This window comes from Candidatus Nitrosacidococcus sp. I8, from assembly GCF_945836005.1.
In the GTDB taxonomy this organism is placed as follows: domain Bacteria; phylum Pseudomonadota; class Gammaproteobacteria; order Nitrosococcales; family Nitrosococcaceae; genus Nitrosacidococcus.
Map to the genome: position 1 here is coordinate 1,167,501 of NZ_OX241534.1, position 19,838 is coordinate 1,187,338.

Sequence of the window (19,838 nt, forward strand, 5' to 3'; positions counted from 1 at the left end):
ATTTTTGCAAATTCAGGCTTAGATCCACGTGAATCCTATGAAATTATTTCTCTAGGAAAAATAGCTTCTCCTCTAGCTTATTTAATGCCCGGTAATCTATTAAAAATAGCTTATACGGAAAGTGAAGGTGTTCGTAAATTATCTAAATTACGTACTAATATTAACACTACTGATTACTTAGAAATTTATCAAAAAGATAATAAACTCCAAGCTCGTAGAATAACACAAGAGCCAGACATTCATCATAAACTAGTTGTAGGAACTATTAAACATTCTCTAGTTAAAGATGGGCTTCATGCTGGACTTAAAAATACTCAAATTATGAATTTAGCCCATATCTTTGGAGAAGATATTGATTTTACATCAGATTTACAACCTAAGGATAGATTTAGAGTCCTATTAGAAGAAAGTTACTTACAGGATAAAGTAATAGAAAAAGAAACCATTATAGCTGCTGAGTTTATTAATCAAGGTAAAATTTTCCGTGCTATTCGCTATACCGATCTTTATGGTAATAGTAACTACTATACTCCGGAAGGGGAGAGTTTACGCAGGGATTTCTCTAGAGCCCCCGTTCACTACACCCGCATTAGTTCCTATTTTAGCTCAAAGCGTAAACATCCTGTTTTACAAAAAGATCGTGCACATAATGGTGTAGATTATGCTGCTCCTTCAGGTACGCCAATTCAAGCTGCTAGTAATGGTAAAGTTATTTTTTCCGGAAAAAAAGGCGGATATGGTAATGTTGTTATCTTAAAGCATAACGAAAAATATCGTACACTCTATGCCCATTTATCTCGCTTTAAAAAAGGATTAAAGCAGGATACAAAAGTTAAAAAAGGAGAGATTATCGGTTATGTGGGACAAACAGGGCTAGCTACAGGTCCTCACTTACACTATGAAATCCGAGTAAATGGTACTCCACGCAACCCTCTTACTGTGGAACTACCTAAAGCAGAGAATATTCCTGCTACTCTTATGAAGGATTTTCGGAATACTGCCCATGAACTTATCACACAGTTGGAAATGGCGGATACGGACCTTGCAGTACTAGATTAAAAGTAAATTTATTATGCCTCTTTATATAGGTCTTATGTCTGGGACAAGCATGGATTCTATAGACGGTGTATTAATTGAACTTGAATCTTTTAAAATTCAGGCAACCCACACTACTCTCTTTTCTCAATCCCTGAGAAGTCAGCTTTTTGAATTAGTAACAAATCATGAAATCTCCCTAAAAGATTTGGGTACTCTAGATATTAAGCTTGGATATTTATTTGCAGAAACAGCAACAGAAATACTAAGAAAAACAAATATTTCTCCTACTAAAGTTCATGGCATAGGAAGCCATGGTCAAACTATTTATCATTACCCTAACCAAACTTCTTATCCCTTTTCTTTACAATTGGCAGATCCTAATATAATTGCAGAAATAACAGAAATTACTACAGTAGCTGATTTTCGTCGTCGTGACATGGCTGCTGGAGGGCAAGGAGCACCACTTACTCCTGCTTTTCATGCTGCTCTTCTACAGAAAAAACCATTGAACCAAGATATTGCTGTATTAAATATTGGTGGTATAGCTAATATTAGCTTATTACCTGCTAATCAAGATCTTCCAATATGGGGGTTTGATACGGGCCCTGGTAATATCCTTATGGATCAATGGATAGCCAAGAATCAAGATCAGGTGATGGACCAAGATGGAATCTGGGCAGCCTCTGGACAGGTTAATGATGAATTACTGTATATGCTATTGGACGATCCTTATTTTTCTTTAAAGCCACCAAAAAGTACAGGTAGGGAATATTTCAATTTATCTTGGTTACAAAATATTTTAAATCAAATAAATAGGGAAATTTCTCCTGAAGATATTCAAGCTACCTTATGTGCTTTAACCGCAAAGAGTGTTCAGTTAGCAGTCATTAGTTCTTATTTTCAGCCTAATGAGTTAGTGGTTTGTGGGGGTGGAGCATATAATAAAACCCTCATAAATAATCTACAAAGGGCATTACCTCACTGCAAAATTACTACCACTATAGATTATGGAATTCCGCCTAAGTGGGTAGAATCTTGTGCTTTTGCTTGGTTAGCCAAACAAACCCTAGAAGGCCTACCCGGAAACATACCTACTGTAACTGGTGCAAAAAGATCAGTAATTTTAGGGGCTATTTATCCTGCTAAAAAATTACCGAGCTCTTTTGCATAAAGATCCATCTCTTCATGCGTACGCATCTCAGTAGCACAGACCAACAACACATTATCACCTAATTCAGGATAATCTCCTCCTAATTCTATTCCAGCCAAAATCTCCCTCTGACCCAAATAAGATAAAATCTCTCTAGCGGGGGCTGGAAATTTTAATACCGCTTCATGAAAAAATGGCTTTTTAAATACCAATTGAATACCTGAAATAGCTACTAATTTTTTCAATAAATAAGATATATTGCTATGACAAGATGTGGCTATTTGTGCTAATCCTTTATAGCCTAAAAGAGACATATGTATGGTTGCAGCAGTCACCATTAATCCCTGATTTGTACAAATATTTGAAGTTGCTTTTGAGCGACGAATATGTTGCTCTCTGGCTTGTAAAGTAAGAGCATACCCCGGCTTATTTTCTATATCTACAGTGCGCCCCACAATTCTACCTGGCATTTGACGAATATGTGCTTGCTTACAGGCCATAAATCCAAAATAAGGCCCCCCATTTGCTAGGGGTATACCCAAAGGTTGTCCTTCTCCACAAACAATATCTGCTCCCTTATTTCCCCATTGCCCCGGCGGTCTAAACAATGCCAGAGATATAGGATTGACTACGCCAATTACTAAGCTACCCCGATCATGTGCCCAATTAGCTAGAGTGTCTATTTCTTCTAAACAACCAAAATAGTTTGGCTGGGGAATTACTAGAGCTGCAAAGTCATTTCCATAAGATTTTAATGTATCAAAATCAATCGTTCCTGATGAACTATAGGGTATTTTTTGCAAGGTAATCTTTTGATCTTCTACTAAAGTAGCGGTTACCTTACGATAGTTTGGATGGATAGTATCAGGTAGTAAAATAGTAGCTGGTTTATTTCGCATAAGACGAACAGCCATTAGCACTGATTCTCCTAATGCAGAGGCTCCGTCATAAACTGAAGCATTGCTCACATCCATCCCAGCTAGGGAGGTAATCATACTCTGATATTCATAAATAATTTGCAGAGTACCTTGGCTTGCTTCAGCTTGGTAAGGCGTATATGCGCTATAAAACTCTCCACGAGAGACAATTTCCCATACAGCAGCAGGAATGTGATGTTGATAAGCACCCCCTCCAGCAAAACATATTTGCGGTATATTTTCTGCCGCTTTTTTTCTCAGCAATTGAGTGGTTTCTATTTCATTTAATCCTTGGGGTACTAAATGGCTAATGGTAGTTCTTAAATTAGCAGGAATTTCATCAAAGAGGGTATCTATATTAGCTGCACCAATCTTAGTGAGCATTGCTTGAATATCATCATGAGTATGCGGAATAAATGGCATAATTAATATCTCTCTTGATTAATGACTTTCATCAGCAACCAGTTGCATATAAGCACCAGAATCTAGTAATTGATTGAAACTCTCCATACTATTTACTTTCAATCGGAACAACCATCCCTCTCTATAAGGATCTTGATTGATAAGCTCAGGACGATCTGCAAGTAGCGTATTAACTTCAATAACTTCACCATCTATAGGAGCATAAATATCAGAAGCTGCTTTTACTGACTCTACTACCATACACTCTAATCCACTCTGAACATTAGTGCCTACAGTAGGTAATTCAACATATACTATATCTCCTAGTAGTTGTTGTGCATGATCACTAATACCTATTGTAATCCGATCTTCTCCTTCTTTTTTAACCCATTCGTGGGTTTTGCTATATTTTAATTCTGAAGGAACATTACTCATTAAAATTCTCCCTAATTTATTTTTAACGCTTATCTGTTGTTTGTAACCGATTACTATACGCTAGTAAGCCATAAAGCTTCTCTTGTAATCCTGACTTGATCTGTTGCCAATTAAAATACCACCGCCAATTACCCCTAATGGTACCCGGTGTATTCATACGCCCTTCAGTGTCAAGCTCTAGAATATCTTGCATGGGAATAATAATATATTGGGCTATTGAATTTAATCCACTTTGAATCAAATCCCATGGCATAGATTTTTTAGAAATCCCTAGATACTTATAAACAATTTGCTGCTTTTTTTTAGGTAACCTATTAAACCATCCTAAAGTAGTATCATTATCATGGGTGCCTGTGTACACAGCACAGTTCTCAATATGATTGGCTGGGAGATACGAATTGTTCGGATTACCATCAAATGCAAATTGCAAAATTCGCATTCCAGGTAAATAAAACTGATCCCGCAATGCCTCTACTTCAGGGGTAATATATCCTAGATCTTCTGCAATAATAGGTAAAGTACCATAGTAAGACTTTAATGCTTTAAATAGTGATTTTCCAGGGGCAGTTACCCAATGACCTTTAATTGCTGTTTTATAAGTCACTGGAATTTCCCAATAAGACTCAAAACCGCGAAAGTGATCAATTCTTACTATATCATGGAGCTTAAATTGAATGCCTATTCTTTGGATCCACCATTGAAATCCATCAGCTTTCATCCGATTCCAGCGATATAATGGATTTCCCCATCGTTGCCCCACTTTAGAAAAAGAATCTGGAGGTACACCTGCTACTGAAGTTAGCTGACCGTCTTTATCTAGAGTAAAATACTCTGGATGTGCCCACACATCAGAACAGTTATGGGCAATAAAAATAGGCATATCCCCGATAATAGAAACTCCATTTTGATGTGCATAAGCTTTAAGTTTTAGCCATTGTTGGAAAAATATAAATTGCTCAAAACGAACTTGATCTATACGGGTAGCAAATTCTAGCTCAATTTCTTTTAAATATTTTGAATCTCTATTCCTCAGTCTTTTGGGCCATTTAAACCAAGGCTTATTACCGTGAATCCCTAGTAATATACTAAATATTGCATAATCTTCTAACCAAAAAGCATGCTCATTACAAAAAGACAAAAAATTTTTCTGAAGCTTTTTATCTTGGCTAGATGCTTGATAAGCTAACTTTAGAATTTTCTTCCGATTACGAGACGAGGTGGATTGTTTAAAATTGAACCAAGGCTCGTTCGCTAAATCCTGTAGTGAAATAAGTTTTGGATTACCTGCATGGGCTGACAAACATTGATATGGGGACAAATTACCTTGGGTAGGCCCAAGTGGAAGGATCTGCCAGAGACTCATGCCCGATTGAGCTAGAAAATCTATAAATTTATAGGCATCTGCTCCCAAATCTCTATTAGGAAGGGAGGTAATATGAAGTAAGACTCCAGCACATCTTTTCTGGAGTGTACCATCATTCATATAGTAAATACTCCTTTATAAAGGTTACTTTTTAGTAAAAGGAGCATTAATCTACCAAATAGATTAAACGTAAATCTATAGTTTTTAGTAATAAAGAAAAAAAATAGTATCTAATAAATACGACTTTGCCCTAGCATCTCTGGGGTTATTAAAATCACATTTTCTTCACTCACATAAAAGCGATCCTTATCTTTTTCTATATCCTCTCCAATAATTGTATTATCTGGAATGTAGCAACCTCTATCTATAATTGCTTTACTGATACGGCAATGCCGACCTATCATTACATCAGGCAATATCACACTATCTCTAATCTCGCTATAAGAATGAATGGATACGTTAGAAAATAAGAGGGAATGATATATTTTAGATCCAGAAATTACACAGCCTCCAGAAACCATAGAATCTATAGCTACGCCACACCGATCTGCCGTATTAAAAATAAATTTAGCAGGAGGTAGCTGCGCTTGGTGAGTCCATATAGGCCAACCTTTATCATAAAGATTAAGCTCTGGTCTAACACTTACTAGTTCTATATTGGTTTTCCAGAAAGCATCTATAGTACCCACATCTCGCCAATAACCAGGATCACCTCCTTGTACGTCCCGAAAAGGAAAAGCCATTACTCGATAATTATTATGAATAATGCTAGGTACAATATCTTTCCCAAAATCATGGGAGGTATTTGTAAAATCGGAATCTCGCACTAATTGTTCATATAAAAAATCTGCATTAAAAATATAAATACCCATAGAAGCAAGAGTTTCATTAGTTTTTCCTGGTGATGGTTGAGGATTTTCTGGTTTTTCTATAAACGAGGTCACTCGTAGATTTTCATCTATTTCTATTACCCCAAAAGCTGAAGCTTCCTTAAGCGGCACATGGATACAGCCCACAGTAACATCAGCTTCCCGCTCCACATGATAAGCGAGCATATCCCCATAATCCATCTTATAGACATGATCTCCTGCTAGAATCAGGATATACTTAGGCTGGTAGGTACGAATAATATCTAAGTTTTGGTAAACTGCATCTGCAGTACCTACATACCAACTATCTTCTCCAATACGTTGCGAGGCAGGTAATAGTTCAATAAAATCACCGAAATAACCTCGCATAAATCCCCAACCTTGCTGAATATGACGGATCAGAGAATGAGCTTTATATTGAGTAAGTACGCCAATTTTTCTAATACCGGAATTTATGCAATTAGAAAGAGGAAAATCAATAATACGAAATTTTCCTGCAATAGGTACAGCTGGTTTGGCGCGCCAATCAGTTAATTGTTTAAGCCGTGATCCTCTTCCTCCTGCTAATACAAGGGCTACCGTGTCTCGAGTTAAGCGGCTAATAAACCGTGCATTATAATTTTCAACCATAACTCTAGCCTCTCTTATAATTAACAGTTGCAAAGAAAATCAGTAGGTATCAGAAAATTCCAATACCTACTTAAGTAGTATATCTTATTAGGAAGTTATTTAACTTTGGGCCATATATTTATAATAATTAATCAGCCCATTGGTAGAGGAATCATGACTAGTTACTGTATCCTTTGCTTGAAGCTCTGGTAAAATAACTTTAGCCAATTGTTTTCCTAGTTCTACACCCCATTGATCAAATGAGTTTATATTCCAAATAATACCCTGTACAAATACTCTATGTTCATAGAAAGCAACGATAGAACCTAGCATATGGGGAGTTAATTTAGAGAAAAGAATAGAGTTACTAGGATGATTACCCTTAAATACTTTATGAGGAATGAGTTGATCTATCTTGTTTTTATCATAATGTGCTGCCTCTAATTCAGCCCTTACTTCATTTGCTGTCTTTCCTTTCATGAGGGATTCGGTTTGGGCAAAAAAGTTTGCAAGCAAAATTTCATGATGAATACCTATTGGATTATGCGTCTCAATGGGGGTTAAAAAATCTCCTATAATTAGGGGAGTTCCTTGGTGTAAAAGCTGATAAAAAGCATGTTGCCCATTAGTGCCTGGTTCCCCCCAGATAACATCCCCTGTAGCATAGTCTACAAACTCTCCATTTCGAGTCACGCTTTTACCATTACTCTCCATTTGTAATTGTTGTAGATAAGCAGGGAGTCGATGTAGATATTGATCATAGGGTAAAACAGCATGGCTTCTAGCGCCTAAAAAATTTATATTCCAAACATCTAGCATACCTGCGATCACTGGCATATTTTCCTCAAGAGGTGCCTCTTGGAAATGCTTATCCATCGCATGCCCCCCCTCTAGGATAGATTCAAAATTATCCATTCCGATATAAAGAGCAATGGATAAACCTATAGCACTCCAAAAAGAATAGCGACCGCCTACCCAATCCCAAAATTCAAACATATTCCGAGAATCAATACCAAATTTTTCTACTTCATTTTTATTGGTAGATATGGCAACAAAATGTTTTGCAACCGCACTCTTATCTGGTGCTACCCGAAGTAGCCACTCTCTTGCGCTGTGGGCGTTAGTCAGTGTTTCGTGAGTTGTAAATGTTTTTGATGCAATAATAAATAGAGTAGTTTCCGGCTGAATACTCTTTAATATTTCAACTAATTGGGTACCATCAATATTTGAAACAAAATGAGCACGAATTCCTTGTTTAGCATAGGGACGTAGTGCTTCAGTTACCATAACTGGTCCTAGATCAGATCCACCAATTCCAATATTTACAATATCTTTTATAGGAGCTCCACTGAACCCTAACCATTTATGACTATGAATCTCGCCACAAAACTCCCGAATACGCTTTAGTACCCCATTTACTTTCGGCATCACATCTTCACCATCATTAGCAATGATAGGTGTATTAGATCGATTACGAAGCGCAATATGAAGCACAGAACGGTTTTCTGTAATGTTAATTGCCTCTCCTGAAAACATCCGTGCAATCCATCGTTTTATATCTCGCTCACGGGCAAGGTTAATCAGTAAATCAATGGTTTCTTGAGTAATTCTATTTTTAGAATAGTCGAAAAGAATATCCTTAAGCGTTAAAGAAAATCGCTCGAATCTTTTAGGATCAGAAGCAAATAAATCTCGCATATGAAGATTTTTTACTTCTTCATAATGTTTAGAAAGTTTTTCCCAAGTTGAAGCGTGTGTTACAGGAGTATTCATAAAATTTAACCCTTCAATTGCTGGTTAATATAATCAGGCAATCTATTCTGCGGAATAAATTGCTGGGGTTGCGTATCACGTAAATATTTTATACCCACAATATTTTGAGTAATCTCATTCTCGCCAAGAATTAATGCCCAGCGAGCACCACTGCGGTCTGCCTTTTTTAATTGATTTTTAAAATTACCACCATTATAGTTAACCTGTAACCGAATGGTAGGAATCTTTGTTCGTAGCTCTTCAGCCAAATAAAGTGCTTGCTCTTCTGCCTGTATACCTACAGCCACTAAGTAAGCATCAATAGATATTTGTAACTCAATTAAACTTTTATCTTTGAGTAAAGCAATTAATCGATCTAAACCAAGCGCAAATCCTGCAGCTGGAGTAGCGCTACCGCCTAATTGTTCAATTAGCCCATCATAACGTCCCCCTGCACAAACAGTTCCTTGAGCTCCTAATTGATCTGTTGTCCACTCGAATACAGTTCGAGTGTAATAATCTAAGCCTCGCACTAATCGTGGGTTAATTTTATAAGCTATCCCAACCTTATTAAGTAAGTTTTGCAATAAATCAAAATGCCTACAAGATTCATCATCTAAGTAATCTAGAATTTGTGGAGCTTCATTAATGAGATCCTGTATTTGCGGATTTTTACTATCTAATATCCTTAGCGGGTTAGTATGCATGCGACGCTGACTGTCTTCATCTAAGGCTGATTGATGCTTAGTAAAAAATGCAACCAGTGCTTCTCGATAATTTGCCCTTGATTCTGGCGATCCTAAAGAATTAAGCTCAAGTTGTAATCCTTTTAATCCAAGCTCCTGCCAAAATCGAGCAGTCATAAATATCAATTCTGCATCTACATCAGGTCCTGGTACACCTAGAGTTTCTACGCCAAACTGATAAAATTGGCGGTATCGACCTTTTTGCGGTCGTTCATGGCGAAACATAGGACCGTAATACCAAAGTCTTTGTATTCCTTGCGTAAGTAAATTATGCTGTAATACTGCACGAACACAACTTGCTGTACCCTCAGGTCTTAGTGTTAAGCTGTCTCCATTAAGATCCTGAAAAGTATACATTTCCTTTTCAACAATATCAGTCGCTTCACCAATCGAGCGTTGAAATAGAGCAGTCATTTCTAGTAGAGGCAATCGAATTTCCTTATAACCATAGTTAGCTAACACTCTATGCAGAGTACGCTCTACTTTTTGCCAATCTCTAGTTTGATCAGGTAGAATATCATTCATACCTCGAATAGCTTGTATTTTTTTAGTCACAATTTATTAACTAGCTAAGTTTTTAATACACCCTGATATATAAAAATCATGGCAGCTCTATACTTTTCTGAGCCATTTGATTTTCTACTGAATCTGGAAAGTTCTGCTTTAGAAATGAGGCATATTGAGCAGCCATGCCCTCATTATGAAGGCTTTTTTCAATATTTATTCCTAACCACAAAGACTGTGCTGTATTGTTTGATATTTTCTGGTAGCGTTGTAGGTATTCTTGAGCTTCGTTATATTGTTTTAATTGAAATTTAATTTCAGCCATATGGTATAAGGAGACTGGAAGGTTTTTCTGAATTTGAAGTGCATTTAAATAATGGCTCTCTGCCTTTTTGTAATCTCCTAATCTCTGAGTAGCTACTCCAGCGTTCTCATAGGCTAAGGCAGGTGTACTATAGAATGGGTTTTTTACCGCATTTAAAAAATGCCTTTCGGCTTCCTGATAACGTCCTTGCTGATAAAGAAAAACCCCGTAATTATTTTGAGTTTCTGGGTTATCTGAATCTAGCTTAATTGCCTTTAGGAAATTTTTCTCTGTTTCTTTACTTTTTTCTAATCGCTGATCAAGCAAAGCCAAGCTGCTATAAGCACTTGCAAGGGTGGGATCTTCCTCAATCGCTCGGTTTAATTTTTGAAGTGCCTGCTTAAGATCTCCTTGTTTAAAATACTCAATTCCCATTTGAGTATTAATTTCAGCAGCCTCTTTCATTTTAGTAGAGGGAGCAAAGCAGCCCGTTATAGAAAGAGTAGCCACTACAACAGCAATAAAAATAGGTATAAATTTCATGGTAAGACATCATTTATTATTTGATTTTTATTATTTAACTGAACCGGTGAATTCTATCCTGTACTTGACCGGCTAACTGCCCGCAGGCAGCTGCAATATCATCACCACGGGTTTTCCTTGTTACAGTAATAATCCCCTTTTTTAATAACACTTCTCTAAATGCATTAATAACATCCATACTAGAGCGCTGATACAAACTATTTGTAAAAGGGTTGAAGGGAATTAGATTTACCTTAGCTGGAAGATCTTTTAACAGCTTTACAAGCTGCTGGGCATGGCGAGGAGAATCATTTACTCCTGCTAACATAACATATTCAAAGGTAATAACTCGTTTGTTATTCCCAATAACATAGCGATGACATGCAGCAAGTAATTCTTGTAAGGGATACTGTTTATTTATAGGAACAAGTATATCTCGTAATTTATCATCAGATGCATGAAGGGAAACGGCTAAACTAACAGGGCAAGCTACCCGTAATCGATCGATTCCAGGTACCATACCTGCCGTACTTAAAGTGACACGCCGCCAAGATAGCCCATAAGAAAAATCATCCAGCATAAGATTCATAGCAGTCACTACATTATTAAAATTAGCAAGTGGCTCTCCCATACCCATCATTACTACATTAGTAATTGCTTGAAAACCAGTTTTAGACTGTTTTAATGATTCATTTGCTAGCCATAATTGACCAATAATTTCAGAAGTTCGTAAATTACGATTAAATCCTTGTTTCCCTGTAGCACAGAAAGAACAATTTAAAATACACCCTACTTGAGAAGAAACGCAAAGTGTTCCTCGGCTTTCCTCAGGAATAAAAACAGTCTCGATACAATTTCCGCAAGATAAACGCAGTAACCATTTACGAGTTCCATCCGCTGAATCATACTGATGTTCTATTTTAGGAAGAGCTGTAACGGTATATTCTGCTAACTTTTCCCGTAAAGACTTGCTTAGATCTGTCATCTGACTATAGTCAGTGACAAAGCGTTGATGTATCCAATTGAGTACTTGGCGAGCACGAAAAGGTTTCTCACCAAAATTTATAAAAAAAGACTCCAGCTTTACCCGATCTAAATCGAAAATATTAACTGGATTAGTAGCCACAATCGTTTAAAAACTAAGTTCTACAGCAAATTTCTTCTGGCTTAAAAAAGAATTCAATTTCTACTCTGGCTGTATCTGACCCATCAGAGCCATGAACTGCATTTGCATCGATACTTTCTGCAAAATCTGCTCGAATAGTGCCAAGTGCTGCCTCTTTAGGATTAGTTGCCCCCATGATCTCTCTATTTTTAGCAATAGCACTTTCCCCTTCAATCACTTGTACTATAATAGGGCCGGAAATCATAAATTCTACAAGATCACTATAAAATGGACGGTGAGCATGTACAATGTAAAATTGTTGTGCTTGATCCCTACTGAGCTGAAGCATTCGCATTGCTACAATTCTAAGACCAGCTTTTTCAAAGCGAGCATCAATTTCTCCGATCACATTTTTTGCAACAGCATCTGGTTTTATAATAGAAAGCGTGCGTTCAATTGCCATTATGTAAAACACTCCATTAAACTTAAATACTTCATTATGCTTTTTAAAAAAACATAAAAATGATACCACTATCACTAAACGTAATGATAGCACGGCAGTAAATACATAATGAAATCAACAAAAGGATTTAATTTTATTTAAAAATTATGAGAGCTTCCCAATACTTACTTTCAACTACTCGTGAAATTCCTGCTGATGCAGAAATTATTAGCCATCAACTGATGCTTAGGGGAGGTTTTATTCGCCGCCTTGCAGGAGGAGTCTATACTTGGCTACCTCTAGGATTAAGAGTATTACGTAAAGTTGAAAATATTATCCGTGAAGAGATGAATCGGATAGGTGCTCAAGAAGTGCTTATGCCTGCCGTGCAGCCAGCTGAGCTTTGGCAGGAAACAGGCAGATGGGAGCAATATGGACCTGAACTACTAAGGTTAATCGATCGACATCAACGGCACTTTTGCTTTGGTCCTACCCACGAAGAGATTATTACTGATCTGGCACGTCAAGAGTTAAAAAGCTATAAACAATTACCTGTGCTTTTTTATCAAATTCAAACTAAATTTCGAGATGAGATTAGACCCAGATTTGGTATTATGCGTGCTCGGGAATTTTTAATGAAAGATGCTTATTCCTTTCATTTAAATCAAGAATCATTAGATCATATCTACCAACAAATGTATGAGACCTATACTCGCATTTTTACTAAAATTGGTTTAAATTTCCGAGCAGTCCAAGCAGATACTGGATCTATTGGTGGCAATACTTCTCATGAATTTCATGTCCTTGCTGACTCTGGTGAAGATGCTATTGCTATCTCAAATGAAAGTGATTATGCAGCTAATGTTGAATTAGCAGAGGCATTACCTTCTTCAAATTTAGAAAATACCTTGCTTAAGGAGAATTTAATTTTAGTTGATACACCAAATCAATGCACAATCGAAGAGTTAAGCCAATTCCTAAATGTTTCCCCAAAGCAGTGTCTCAAAACATTATTAGTACATGGAATCGATAGCCCATTAGTTGCTTTAGTGCTTCGAGGTGATCATGATCTGAATGAAATCAAGGCACAAAAACTCCCTCAAATTGCTAACCCCTTAAAATTTGCTACTTCAGAAGAAATATGGGACGTATGCCAAACTAAAATAGGATCTATAGGTCCTATAAACTTAAATATTCCTATTATTGCAGACCATAGTGCAGCAGCATTAATCAATTTTATATGTGGTGCCAATATAAAAGATAAGCACTTTACTGGAGCAAATTGGGATCGGGATTTACCTAAGCCTGTTACTGCTGATATTCGTAATGTGGTTGATATGGATTCGAGCCCTGATGGAAAAGGATATTTATCTATTACTCGAGGGATAGAAGTAGGCCATATTTTTCAGTTAGGCAATAAATATACCCAAGCTATGGATGTGTCAGTACTCGATGAAACTGGGCATGCTATAGGTCTTACTATGGGCTGCTATGGCATCGGAGTATCTCGAATAGTCGCTGCTACTATTGAACAAAATTATGATGATTATGGAATTATTTGGCCTTCTGCAATTGCTCCTTTTCAGCTAGCTTTAATTCCTATCAATAGGCATAAATCAGATCAAGTAAAAGAAACAGCAGATAGATTATATATAGAACTTCAAGATGCTGGTTTTGATGTCTTGCTAGATGATCGTGAATTACGGCCAGGGGTTATGTTTGCTGATATGGATTTAATTGGTATCCCCTATCGTTTAATTATCAGCGAACGAGGACTAGAATCTGGTACTGTAGAGTATAAGGGAAGGCAAGATAAAGAAAGTACTCAAATAAAGCTAACTGATTTAACTTCAGTACTTAAAACACACTTAAATCTAAACTACTCGTCTTAATAAATAATCAACGCTTATAAAAAACAAAAACCCCAGGATGCCCCGGGGTTTTTTATTCCTAACTTGCTAGGAAACAAACTAGCATATAGCTTATTTCCTAATAGCGATCATCCTGAGGATATTTATCTGTCCAATCAATAGGCTTATCCATAATCACCATTTTACCTTGCTTCTTACTTTCATTCAGATCGGTAAACTTCACGTGTTTATGCACAAGATTTTGATGGCAATCAATACAGGTCCATCCTTGCTTTAATTTTTTGTGAGCTTTTTGCCCAGATTTCGGCACAGGTTGTGGATTCACATGGCAGCTTTTACAGGTAAGACTATCCCAGTTTTTGATATTCATACGTGCATGTTGTGCCATTTCTTGGCGACGCTCATCGAATTTATCAATCGTAGAATAATCTTCAAAAATTTCCAGATAGAGCTCTCTAGCACCATCAACCACATGAGTAGCCACTGCCTTATGGAAATTAGATAACCCACGAGGAATATGGCAATCTTTACAACCTGGATCTAATCCATAGGATCCATAATGCGGAGATTCCTTTAACTCCTTATAAGGATAGGACATGGAATGACAACTGGTACAAAAAGTAGTTGTTGATAGTGCTGCCTCTCCACCAAAAACCACAATAAGTAAAGCAAGTAGGCTTCCTGCACCAATTAATACAGGCCGCCAATTTACTTCAAGATATTCACGAATGGCTTGCCACCATTGCGTTAACTTAGACAACAACATAGCTATTTACTCCTTGGGCGATATAGTGTGTTCTTACACCTCTTATAGATTAGATAGGGATAAACCATACAAAAATATATTTATTACCTCTTACTTAAAACGTTTTATATTGTTTTATCACTAACACACTACAAAAATTGTTTATAAATTTTAACCTAGATTAATTGCTTAGACTTAAAGCGTATACTCATCAGCTTAAAGTAATCACTCAACAATAAGAATATAGAATATCCAACATAGGACTTCTTACTTGTTGCTATCCATAGGCAAGGAATACACCCAATAACCTCCATACTGAGCAAGAAGGCGAAGCTCTTTGAGTTTCGCTGGATTTGAAGAGTTAAAAGGTAGCATTTTTGCTATCAAAGTATCTTTGGAAGAATTATCAGTGAGAAAATAGGCGCGAATAACATCTTTATCCAACCGTTCCACTAAATAAGATGTATAACCATTTTTCTCTACCCACTCTTTTACGTGGGGAATTAATGCATGGGTTTGTCCTTGATTAGGAAAATCCTTAAACCCTATACCTAGTCGATTTGGTTCCATGATTCCCATTTTGTATATATCAGAATAGTGGACCACAATATATACATCTTTATTCTTAGTAAAGCTTCTTAGCATAGAAACTCCTGTAGTTTCATCAGCTAAAAAAGCGTCTACTAGATCACCTAGCTGCTTTCTTTCCTTATTTGAGTCGCTTACTTGCCAAAACTCATTTTCAAACTTCCTAATTCCTTCCGATTGATTAGCCCACGGACTAGGTATAATAATCGGTTCATCCATATTTTCATGGAATAAAGTATTTGCACCTGTTAATAGGTTAAGGCGATGAGAAGTATCCCACCAACTTAATACCATTCCTGTCTTAGGAACATGTTGAATTACAGCTTGAGCTAAATCATTTAGATCCTTAGCTCCACTTGTAATAGTGATGATTGGTTCTCTAAGATTATTTTTCCATAAAAGCAGTACGGGTGAATCTTTTTTATCTCTAGTGCCAGTGTAAAACTCTGCTAGGGGTGTTTTTTGAACCTTCTCTGCAATTAATTCATATTTAAGAATACTAATCCCTAGATTCTTATAGTTTTTAAGATCTTCTAAATCTGAAAAATCTTCAATTTTTCCTTCTGCTACTTTTTGATATTGATAGGGAGCACCTTCACCACTAGTAGAGTGAAGTAATGACCACCCAAGCCAAATAAGGAGGAAAAGCCCCCCTGCTATTAGGATACTCCCAATAAGCAGAGGTGCTTTATATACTCCTGAAAGTGATGGTATAGCTTTATTCGCTACAGACACAAAATATTAACCTTCTGCTTTCTGTTTACGACGCCAAGCCACTAACCCTAAACCTACAAGCACCATACCACTTCCCAAGCCGCCTACTGTTGCTTGTTTTACTTTACTATCTAACTCTAACAAGCTTGCAGTTTTTAATTTACCAACGGTAGCTTCTAAAGAAGCAACTTGAGATTTTAATTTAGCAAAATCTCTCAGCTTGGTATTTTCAGTTTGAATTTCAGTGTAGTGTTGTATCAAAGGTGCCCAACCCCAAGTATAGGTAAATCCACCTGGGAAAGCATGGAAAAGCCCTTTATAGTTTTGGAGTAAATCTTGTTCCCACAGCTTAGAATAAGCTAACTCAACAGTTGTTGGATTATTATCCTTAGCCATAAAGAGTTGGAAGAATTCACCAGGACCATCTTTTTCCGGTTTTGGTGGTGCTGGACGATTGGTAGTTTGACCAGGTAATAATTTATCCTTGTATAAGGCTTCCATTATTCCTTTTACTTCCATCTGCTTCTTAAGCCCAGAAATCGTGCCATTATCTGAGAATGTTAAATAGCTTTCAGCAAACTTCTTAGAATGGCAATTTCTACAGGTATCTACCCAATCATCCCTACGTTCTTTGTACCATGGATGCTCAAGATTATTAGCAATGCCTTCTTGAGGGTTAAATGCCCAACGGACTTTCCGTACTAAATTATGAGCAAATTTACCTTTATATTCCATGTGGCAGAAAGCACAGGTGGCTGCAGTTTGTTTATTGTCGCTAATAGCACGCTCAAGGGGCACTTCCCAATCCCATTCACTGCCATGAGTTTCATATACTGCACCATGTTTAGACATCATGTAGTTTTCAAACTCATTATGATCTGCACCATTGTGACAATAGGCGCATGCTTCTGGTTTACGTGCTTCTGCAGATGAGAATTGATGACGAGTATGGCAGGTATCGCAGCGATTTTGGTTAATATGGCACATGGTACAACCATCTGCAATTTCCCGATCCTCCATTGCTGCCCAAGTGGCTAACTCCACATTTGCTTGATAATCTAAAGCATGAGAAGGGCGACCTGGCGGCCAAATAGGATCAATTTTTTTCCCATGCACATCAGTGTCAGGCCAAGTAAGCGTATCACGCTCTGCCTCTCTTTCAGCAAACTCTGTTAAGTGACAAGCACCACAAGCTGCTGCATCAGGAAGTCTTAAATCTTCTTTGTGGCTACCCTTTTGAACACCAACACCCATATGGCAATCAATACAAGAAACTTCTTTAAGTTCTTCTGCTTCTCCAAGCTTCCCTAAAGAGCGAAGATTAGTTTCTACTTTTTTAATGAGTTCTTTTTTGTAATAGCGGGAATCATCCTTAGTGAGTTTACGAATCTCATCTAAATTAGCATGCACGCTTTGTTTCCAAGAATGAACCCAACCACGAGTCTCATCCTTATGGCATTTTATACACTCTTCTCTGGTAGCAACTTTTGCTGGAGCCCGTGGTGGTTTATAGTAGCTATCAGGATCCAAATATTGCATGAATGGAAGTGGAGACCAATACTCAGCGTATTTACCTTCCCCATGACCTTGTTTTGGATCATAATACCGCTTGGTAATTGCTTCATATAATGTTTTAGGTGAAGCTCCTTGATCTACTCCTAAAGCTTTGTAAAGCTCTACAGGAATTTCGGCATTTGCACTTCCCGCAAATAATAGACCCATGCCTATCATTGCAGCCACAGCTTGCAAAAGCCTTTTAATTATATTCTTACTCATATATTGACCTCTAAATTGCACTGTCACTCATAATTGACCTCCCTCGCACATGAATTCTCGAGGTATAAAACACTTATTTTAGATTTTAATGGTAAAGCACTGCTTGAAAAGCGAGGAGACCACAAAATCAGAATATTATTACAAGATAGTATCTACAATAGCGGCGATCAAATGGCTATTGTAACAGCCGTAAAAAATGATTAAGAACCCCATCTACGGCCTATATTTGTAACTGGCATCAGTATAGCAATAAAAGCAGGATTTCCACAAAACTATATCGCATATTAAAGATAAATTTATGTTACTAATACATAATGATATATAAAAGTAGTAAAGAATTAAGTATAAACACTAGTAGCCATAGTATGCAGATTCCTTTAAAGCTAAAGCGCAGAGGCCACCAAACACTACAAAATCAGCTTTTTGATCAAATTCGTAATCTGATCCTAAGTGGAAAATTAAGACCGGGAATGGTGATGCCTGCTAGTCGTATTTTAAGTGAACAACTAGGTATTTCTCGCAACACTGTTATGCTTGCTTATGAACGATTGATTACTGAGGATTATTTACAAACTCAAAAAGCAGCAGGTACTTACGTGAATTTAAATCTTCCTATAGATTCTGTAGTCCTAAAAACACCAAGTCAATCCTCAAAAATATCTACTAAAATATATGAAAAAAGACACCCAGTATTATTTAAAGGACGAGCTCCGAGACTAACTAACATAGAGCGAAATAAAATTGATATTGATTTTAAAGTAGGCCGATTAGATCCTCACTCCTTTCCTATCAAGATTTGGCGACGCTTAATTTTGAAGCATTTAGATAAAGGTAGTGGAAATATTACTGAATATCGTGATCCTACTGGGTTGATGACTTTAAGAAGGGCTATTGTCAATCATCTAGGTCCTGCCCGAGGGATTTCTGTTAGCCCAGATCAAATTATTGTAGTGAGCGGTAGCCAGCAAGCTTTAAACATTATTGCCCGGTTATTAATCAACCAAGACAGTATTGTGGTTACTGAATGCCCTTGTTATCAGGGAGCGATATATGTATTTGAAAGTTATGGTGCAAAATTTTGCCCTATTCCAGTTGATCACCATGGATTACAGACAGAAAAACTCCCTAATACAACGGTAAGCTTAGCTTATGTCACCCCTTCTCATCAGTATCCTTTAGGTGCTACCTTATCCTTAAAACGTAGAGTCCAATTATTAGATTGGGCGGGAGAAACGGGGGCTTATTTAATAGAGGATGACTATGATAGCGATTTTCGCCATAATGGCTCCCCATTGACTGCCTTAGCTGGTTTAGATCCCTATGGCTGCGTTATTTACATGGGAACAGTTTCTAAATCTATTGGTGCAGGACTTCGGTTAGGTTATTTAGTGCTTCCAGAGATATTAGTAACACCCGCAAAGATAGTAAAAGCTCTTTTAGATAATGGTAATCCATGGCTCGATCAAGCAGTATTGGCTGATTTTATTGAAAATGGAAGCTATGCAAGGCATTTGCGTCAAATACGACGTATTTATCTTCGTCGTAGAGATTGCCTTATTGCAGCTTTAAAATCCCATTTTGGTAAAGTATCTCTATCAGGACTAGGTGGAGGGATGCATATCGTATGGCATTTACCCTCTCACTTTCCTACAGCTGCTGAAATGCAAGAGGTTGCTCAACAAATAGGAGTAGGTATCTATACCTTAGAAAAAGGAGGAGCCCATGATTTTGGGTATCAGGAATATAGTAAGCATACTCTAGTACTTGGATATTCCTCTCTCGATGAGGCTCAAATTCAAGAAGGTATAAATCGGGTTGCTAAATCCATTTCAGTAAAACTAAATCCTTAAAACCTAATAGGATAATTTAAATTTCTTTTTTAGGCATATTTTGGAGCTCCTTAATAGGAGCACTAGCTAATGGATTCGCCAGCAATAGCAAGAGTATTATCGTACCCTATATTACCTATATTTGTTTCTGTAAGAT

The 19,838-nt window shown here is 37.2% G+C and carries 16 protein-coding genes (1 of these 16 only partly in view); 4 read left to right on the plus strand and 12 right to left on the minus strand.

The window, feature by feature from the left end:
- Positions 1-1,059, plus strand: the 3' portion of a protein-coding gene (locus OOL07_RS05780; RefSeq protein WP_264695545.1) for a M23 family metallopeptidase. 345 nt of this gene lie to the left of the window's left edge; 1,059 of the gene's 1,404 nt are visible here — the last part of the coding sequence; its start codon lies off the left edge, out of view; its stop codon occupies positions 1,057-1,059.
- A gap of 13 nt (positions 1,060-1,072) precedes the next feature.
- On the plus strand, positions 1,073-2,209 hold the full coding sequence (locus OOL07_RS05785) for an anhydro-N-acetylmuramic acid kinase (RefSeq protein ID WP_413774106.1): 1,137 nt from the start codon (positions 1,073-1,075) through the stop codon (positions 2,207-2,209).
- Here OOL07_RS05785 and gcvPA read toward each other — a convergent pair.
- From gcvPA to ndk, 9 genes are all read right to left on the minus strand, one after another.
- On the minus strand, positions 2,173-3,528 hold the full coding sequence (gene gcvPA, locus OOL07_RS05790) for an aminomethyl-transferring glycine dehydrogenase subunit GcvPA (RefSeq protein ID WP_264695546.1): 1,356 nt from the start codon (positions 3,526-3,528) through the stop codon (positions 2,173-2,175). The genes OOL07_RS05785 and gcvPA overlap by 37 nt on opposite strands.
- 18 nt (positions 3,529-3,546) lie before the next feature.
- The gene (gene gcvH, locus OOL07_RS05795) at positions 3,547-3,942 is read right to left on the minus strand and encodes a glycine cleavage system protein GcvH (RefSeq protein WP_264695547.1); all 396 of its coding nucleotides are present in this window, start codon (positions 3,940-3,942) and stop codon (positions 3,547-3,549) included.
- Positions 3,943-3,964: 22 nt separating this feature from the next.
- Complete coding sequence (gene malQ / locus OOL07_RS05800) at positions 3,965-5,425, minus strand: 4-alpha-glucanotransferase (protein ID WP_264695548.1); 1,461 nt, start codon at positions 5,423-5,425, stop codon at positions 3,965-3,967.
- Positions 5,426-5,535: 110 nt separating this feature from the next.
- Positions 5,536-6,804: a glucose-1-phosphate adenylyltransferase gene (glgC, locus tag OOL07_RS05805; RefSeq protein WP_264695549.1), complete on the minus strand. Its 1,269-nt coding sequence runs from the start codon at positions 6,802-6,804 to the stop codon at positions 5,536-5,538.
- Positions 6,805-6,903: 99 nt separating this feature from the next.
- On the minus strand, positions 6,904-8,556 hold the full coding sequence (gene pgi, locus OOL07_RS05810; RefSeq protein WP_264695550.1) for a glucose-6-phosphate isomerase: 1,653 nt from the start codon (positions 8,554-8,556) through the stop codon (positions 6,904-6,906).
- Positions 8,557-8,561: 5 nt separating this feature from the next.
- Complete coding sequence (hisS, locus tag OOL07_RS05815; protein ID WP_264695551.1) at positions 8,562-9,836, minus strand: histidine--tRNA ligase; 1,275 nt, start codon at positions 9,834-9,836, stop codon at positions 8,562-8,564.
- 46 nt (positions 9,837-9,882) lie between these two features.
- Positions 9,883-10,632, minus strand: a complete 750-nt coding sequence (gene pilW / locus OOL07_RS05820; protein ID WP_264695552.1) for a type IV pilus biogenesis/stability protein PilW — start codon at positions 10,630-10,632, stop codon at positions 9,883-9,885.
- 34 nt (positions 10,633-10,666) lie between these two features.
- A complete protein-coding gene (gene rlmN, locus OOL07_RS05825; RefSeq protein ID WP_264695553.1) occupies positions 10,667-11,737 on the minus strand; it encodes a dual-specificity RNA methyltransferase RlmN in 1,071 nt (356 codons plus the stop codon).
- Positions 11,738-11,750: 13 nt separating this feature from the next.
- Positions 11,751-12,179, minus strand: coding sequence for a nucleoside-diphosphate kinase (gene ndk / locus OOL07_RS05830; RefSeq protein WP_264695554.1), 429 nt, complete (start codon positions 12,177-12,179; stop codon positions 11,751-11,753).
- 146 nt (positions 12,180-12,325) lie between these two features.
- Here ndk and OOL07_RS05835 point away from each other — a divergent pair, with 146 nt between their 5' ends.
- The gene (locus OOL07_RS05835; RefSeq protein ID WP_264695555.1) at positions 12,326-14,050 is read left to right on the plus strand and encodes a proline--tRNA ligase; all 1,725 of its coding nucleotides are present in this window, start codon (positions 12,326-12,328) and stop codon (positions 14,048-14,050) included.
- A 97-nt stretch (positions 14,051-14,147) separates the two neighbouring features.
- On the opposite strand, the gene OOL07_RS05840 is transcribed toward OOL07_RS05835, so the two are convergent.
- From OOL07_RS05840 to OOL07_RS05850, 3 genes are all read right to left on the minus strand, one after another.
- Positions 14,148-14,795: a NapC/NirT family cytochrome c gene (locus OOL07_RS05840; RefSeq protein WP_232085892.1), complete on the minus strand. Its 648-nt coding sequence runs from the start codon at positions 14,793-14,795 to the stop codon at positions 14,148-14,150.
- A gap of 246 nt (positions 14,796-15,041) precedes the next feature.
- Positions 15,042-16,097: a hydroxylamine oxidation protein HaoB gene (gene haoB, locus OOL07_RS05845; protein ID WP_264695557.1), complete on the minus strand. Its 1,056-nt coding sequence runs from the start codon at positions 16,095-16,097 to the stop codon at positions 15,042-15,044.
- A 6-nt stretch (positions 16,098-16,103) separates the two neighbouring features.
- Complete coding sequence (locus OOL07_RS05850; protein ID WP_264695559.1) at positions 16,104-17,852, minus strand: multiheme c-type cytochrome; 1,749 nt, start codon at positions 17,850-17,852, stop codon at positions 16,104-16,106.
- Positions 17,853-18,217: 365 nt separating this feature from the next.
- Here OOL07_RS05850 and pdxR point away from each other — a divergent pair, with 365 nt between their 5' ends.
- Positions 18,218-19,702, plus strand: a complete 1,485-nt coding sequence (gene pdxR, locus OOL07_RS05855; RefSeq protein WP_264695561.1) for a MocR-like pyridoxine biosynthesis transcription factor PdxR — start codon at positions 18,218-18,220, stop codon at positions 19,700-19,702.
- The last annotated feature ends 136 nt before the right edge of the window (positions 19,703-19,838 follow it).

What these genes read in the sequence shown, in the direction of transcription:
- gcvH (WP_264695547.1), bottom strand. Translation starts at nt 3,942, where the DNA reads ATGAGTAATGTTCCTTCAGAATTAAAATATAGCAAAACCCACGAATGG.
- OOL07_RS05850 (WP_264695559.1), bottom strand. Translation starts at nt 17,852, where the DNA reads ATGAGTAAGAATATAATTAAAAGGCTTTTGCAAGCTGTGGCTGCAATG.
- OOL07_RS05840 (WP_232085892.1), bottom strand. Translation starts at nt 14,795, where the DNA reads ATGTTGTTGTCTAAGTTAACGCAATGGTGGCAAGCCATTCGTGAATAT.
- pilW (WP_264695552.1), bottom strand. Translation starts at nt 10,632, where the DNA reads ATGAAATTTATACCTATTTTTATTGCTGTTGTAGTGGCTACTCTTTCT.
- glgC (WP_264695549.1), bottom strand. Translation starts at nt 6,804, where the DNA reads ATGGTTGAAAATTATAATGCACGGTTTATTAGCCGCTTAACTCGAGAC.
- gcvPA (WP_264695546.1), bottom strand. Translation starts at nt 3,528, where the DNA reads ATGCCATTTATTCCGCATACTCATGATGATATTCAAGCAATGCTCACT.
- pdxR (WP_264695561.1), top strand. Translation starts at nt 18,218, where the DNA reads ATGCAGATTCCTTTAAAGCTAAAGCGCAGAGGCCACCAAACACTACAA.
- pgi (WP_264695550.1), bottom strand. Translation starts at nt 8,556, where the DNA reads ATGAATACTCCTGTAACACACGCTTCAACTTGGGAAAAACTTTCTAAA.
- malQ (WP_264695548.1), bottom strand. Translation starts at nt 5,425, where the DNA reads ATGAATGATGGTACACTCCAGAAAAGATGTGCTGGAGTCTTACTTCAT.
- OOL07_RS05835 (WP_264695555.1), top strand. Translation starts at nt 12,326, where the DNA reads ATGAGAGCTTCCCAATACTTACTTTCAACTACTCGTGAAATTCCTGCT.
- ndk (WP_264695554.1), bottom strand. Translation starts at nt 12,179, where the DNA reads ATGGCAATTGAACGCACGCTTTCTATTATAAAACCAGATGCTGTTGCA.
- OOL07_RS05785 (WP_413774106.1), top strand. Translation starts at nt 1,073, where the DNA reads ATGCCTCTTTATATAGGTCTTATGTCTGGGACAAGCATGGATTCTATA.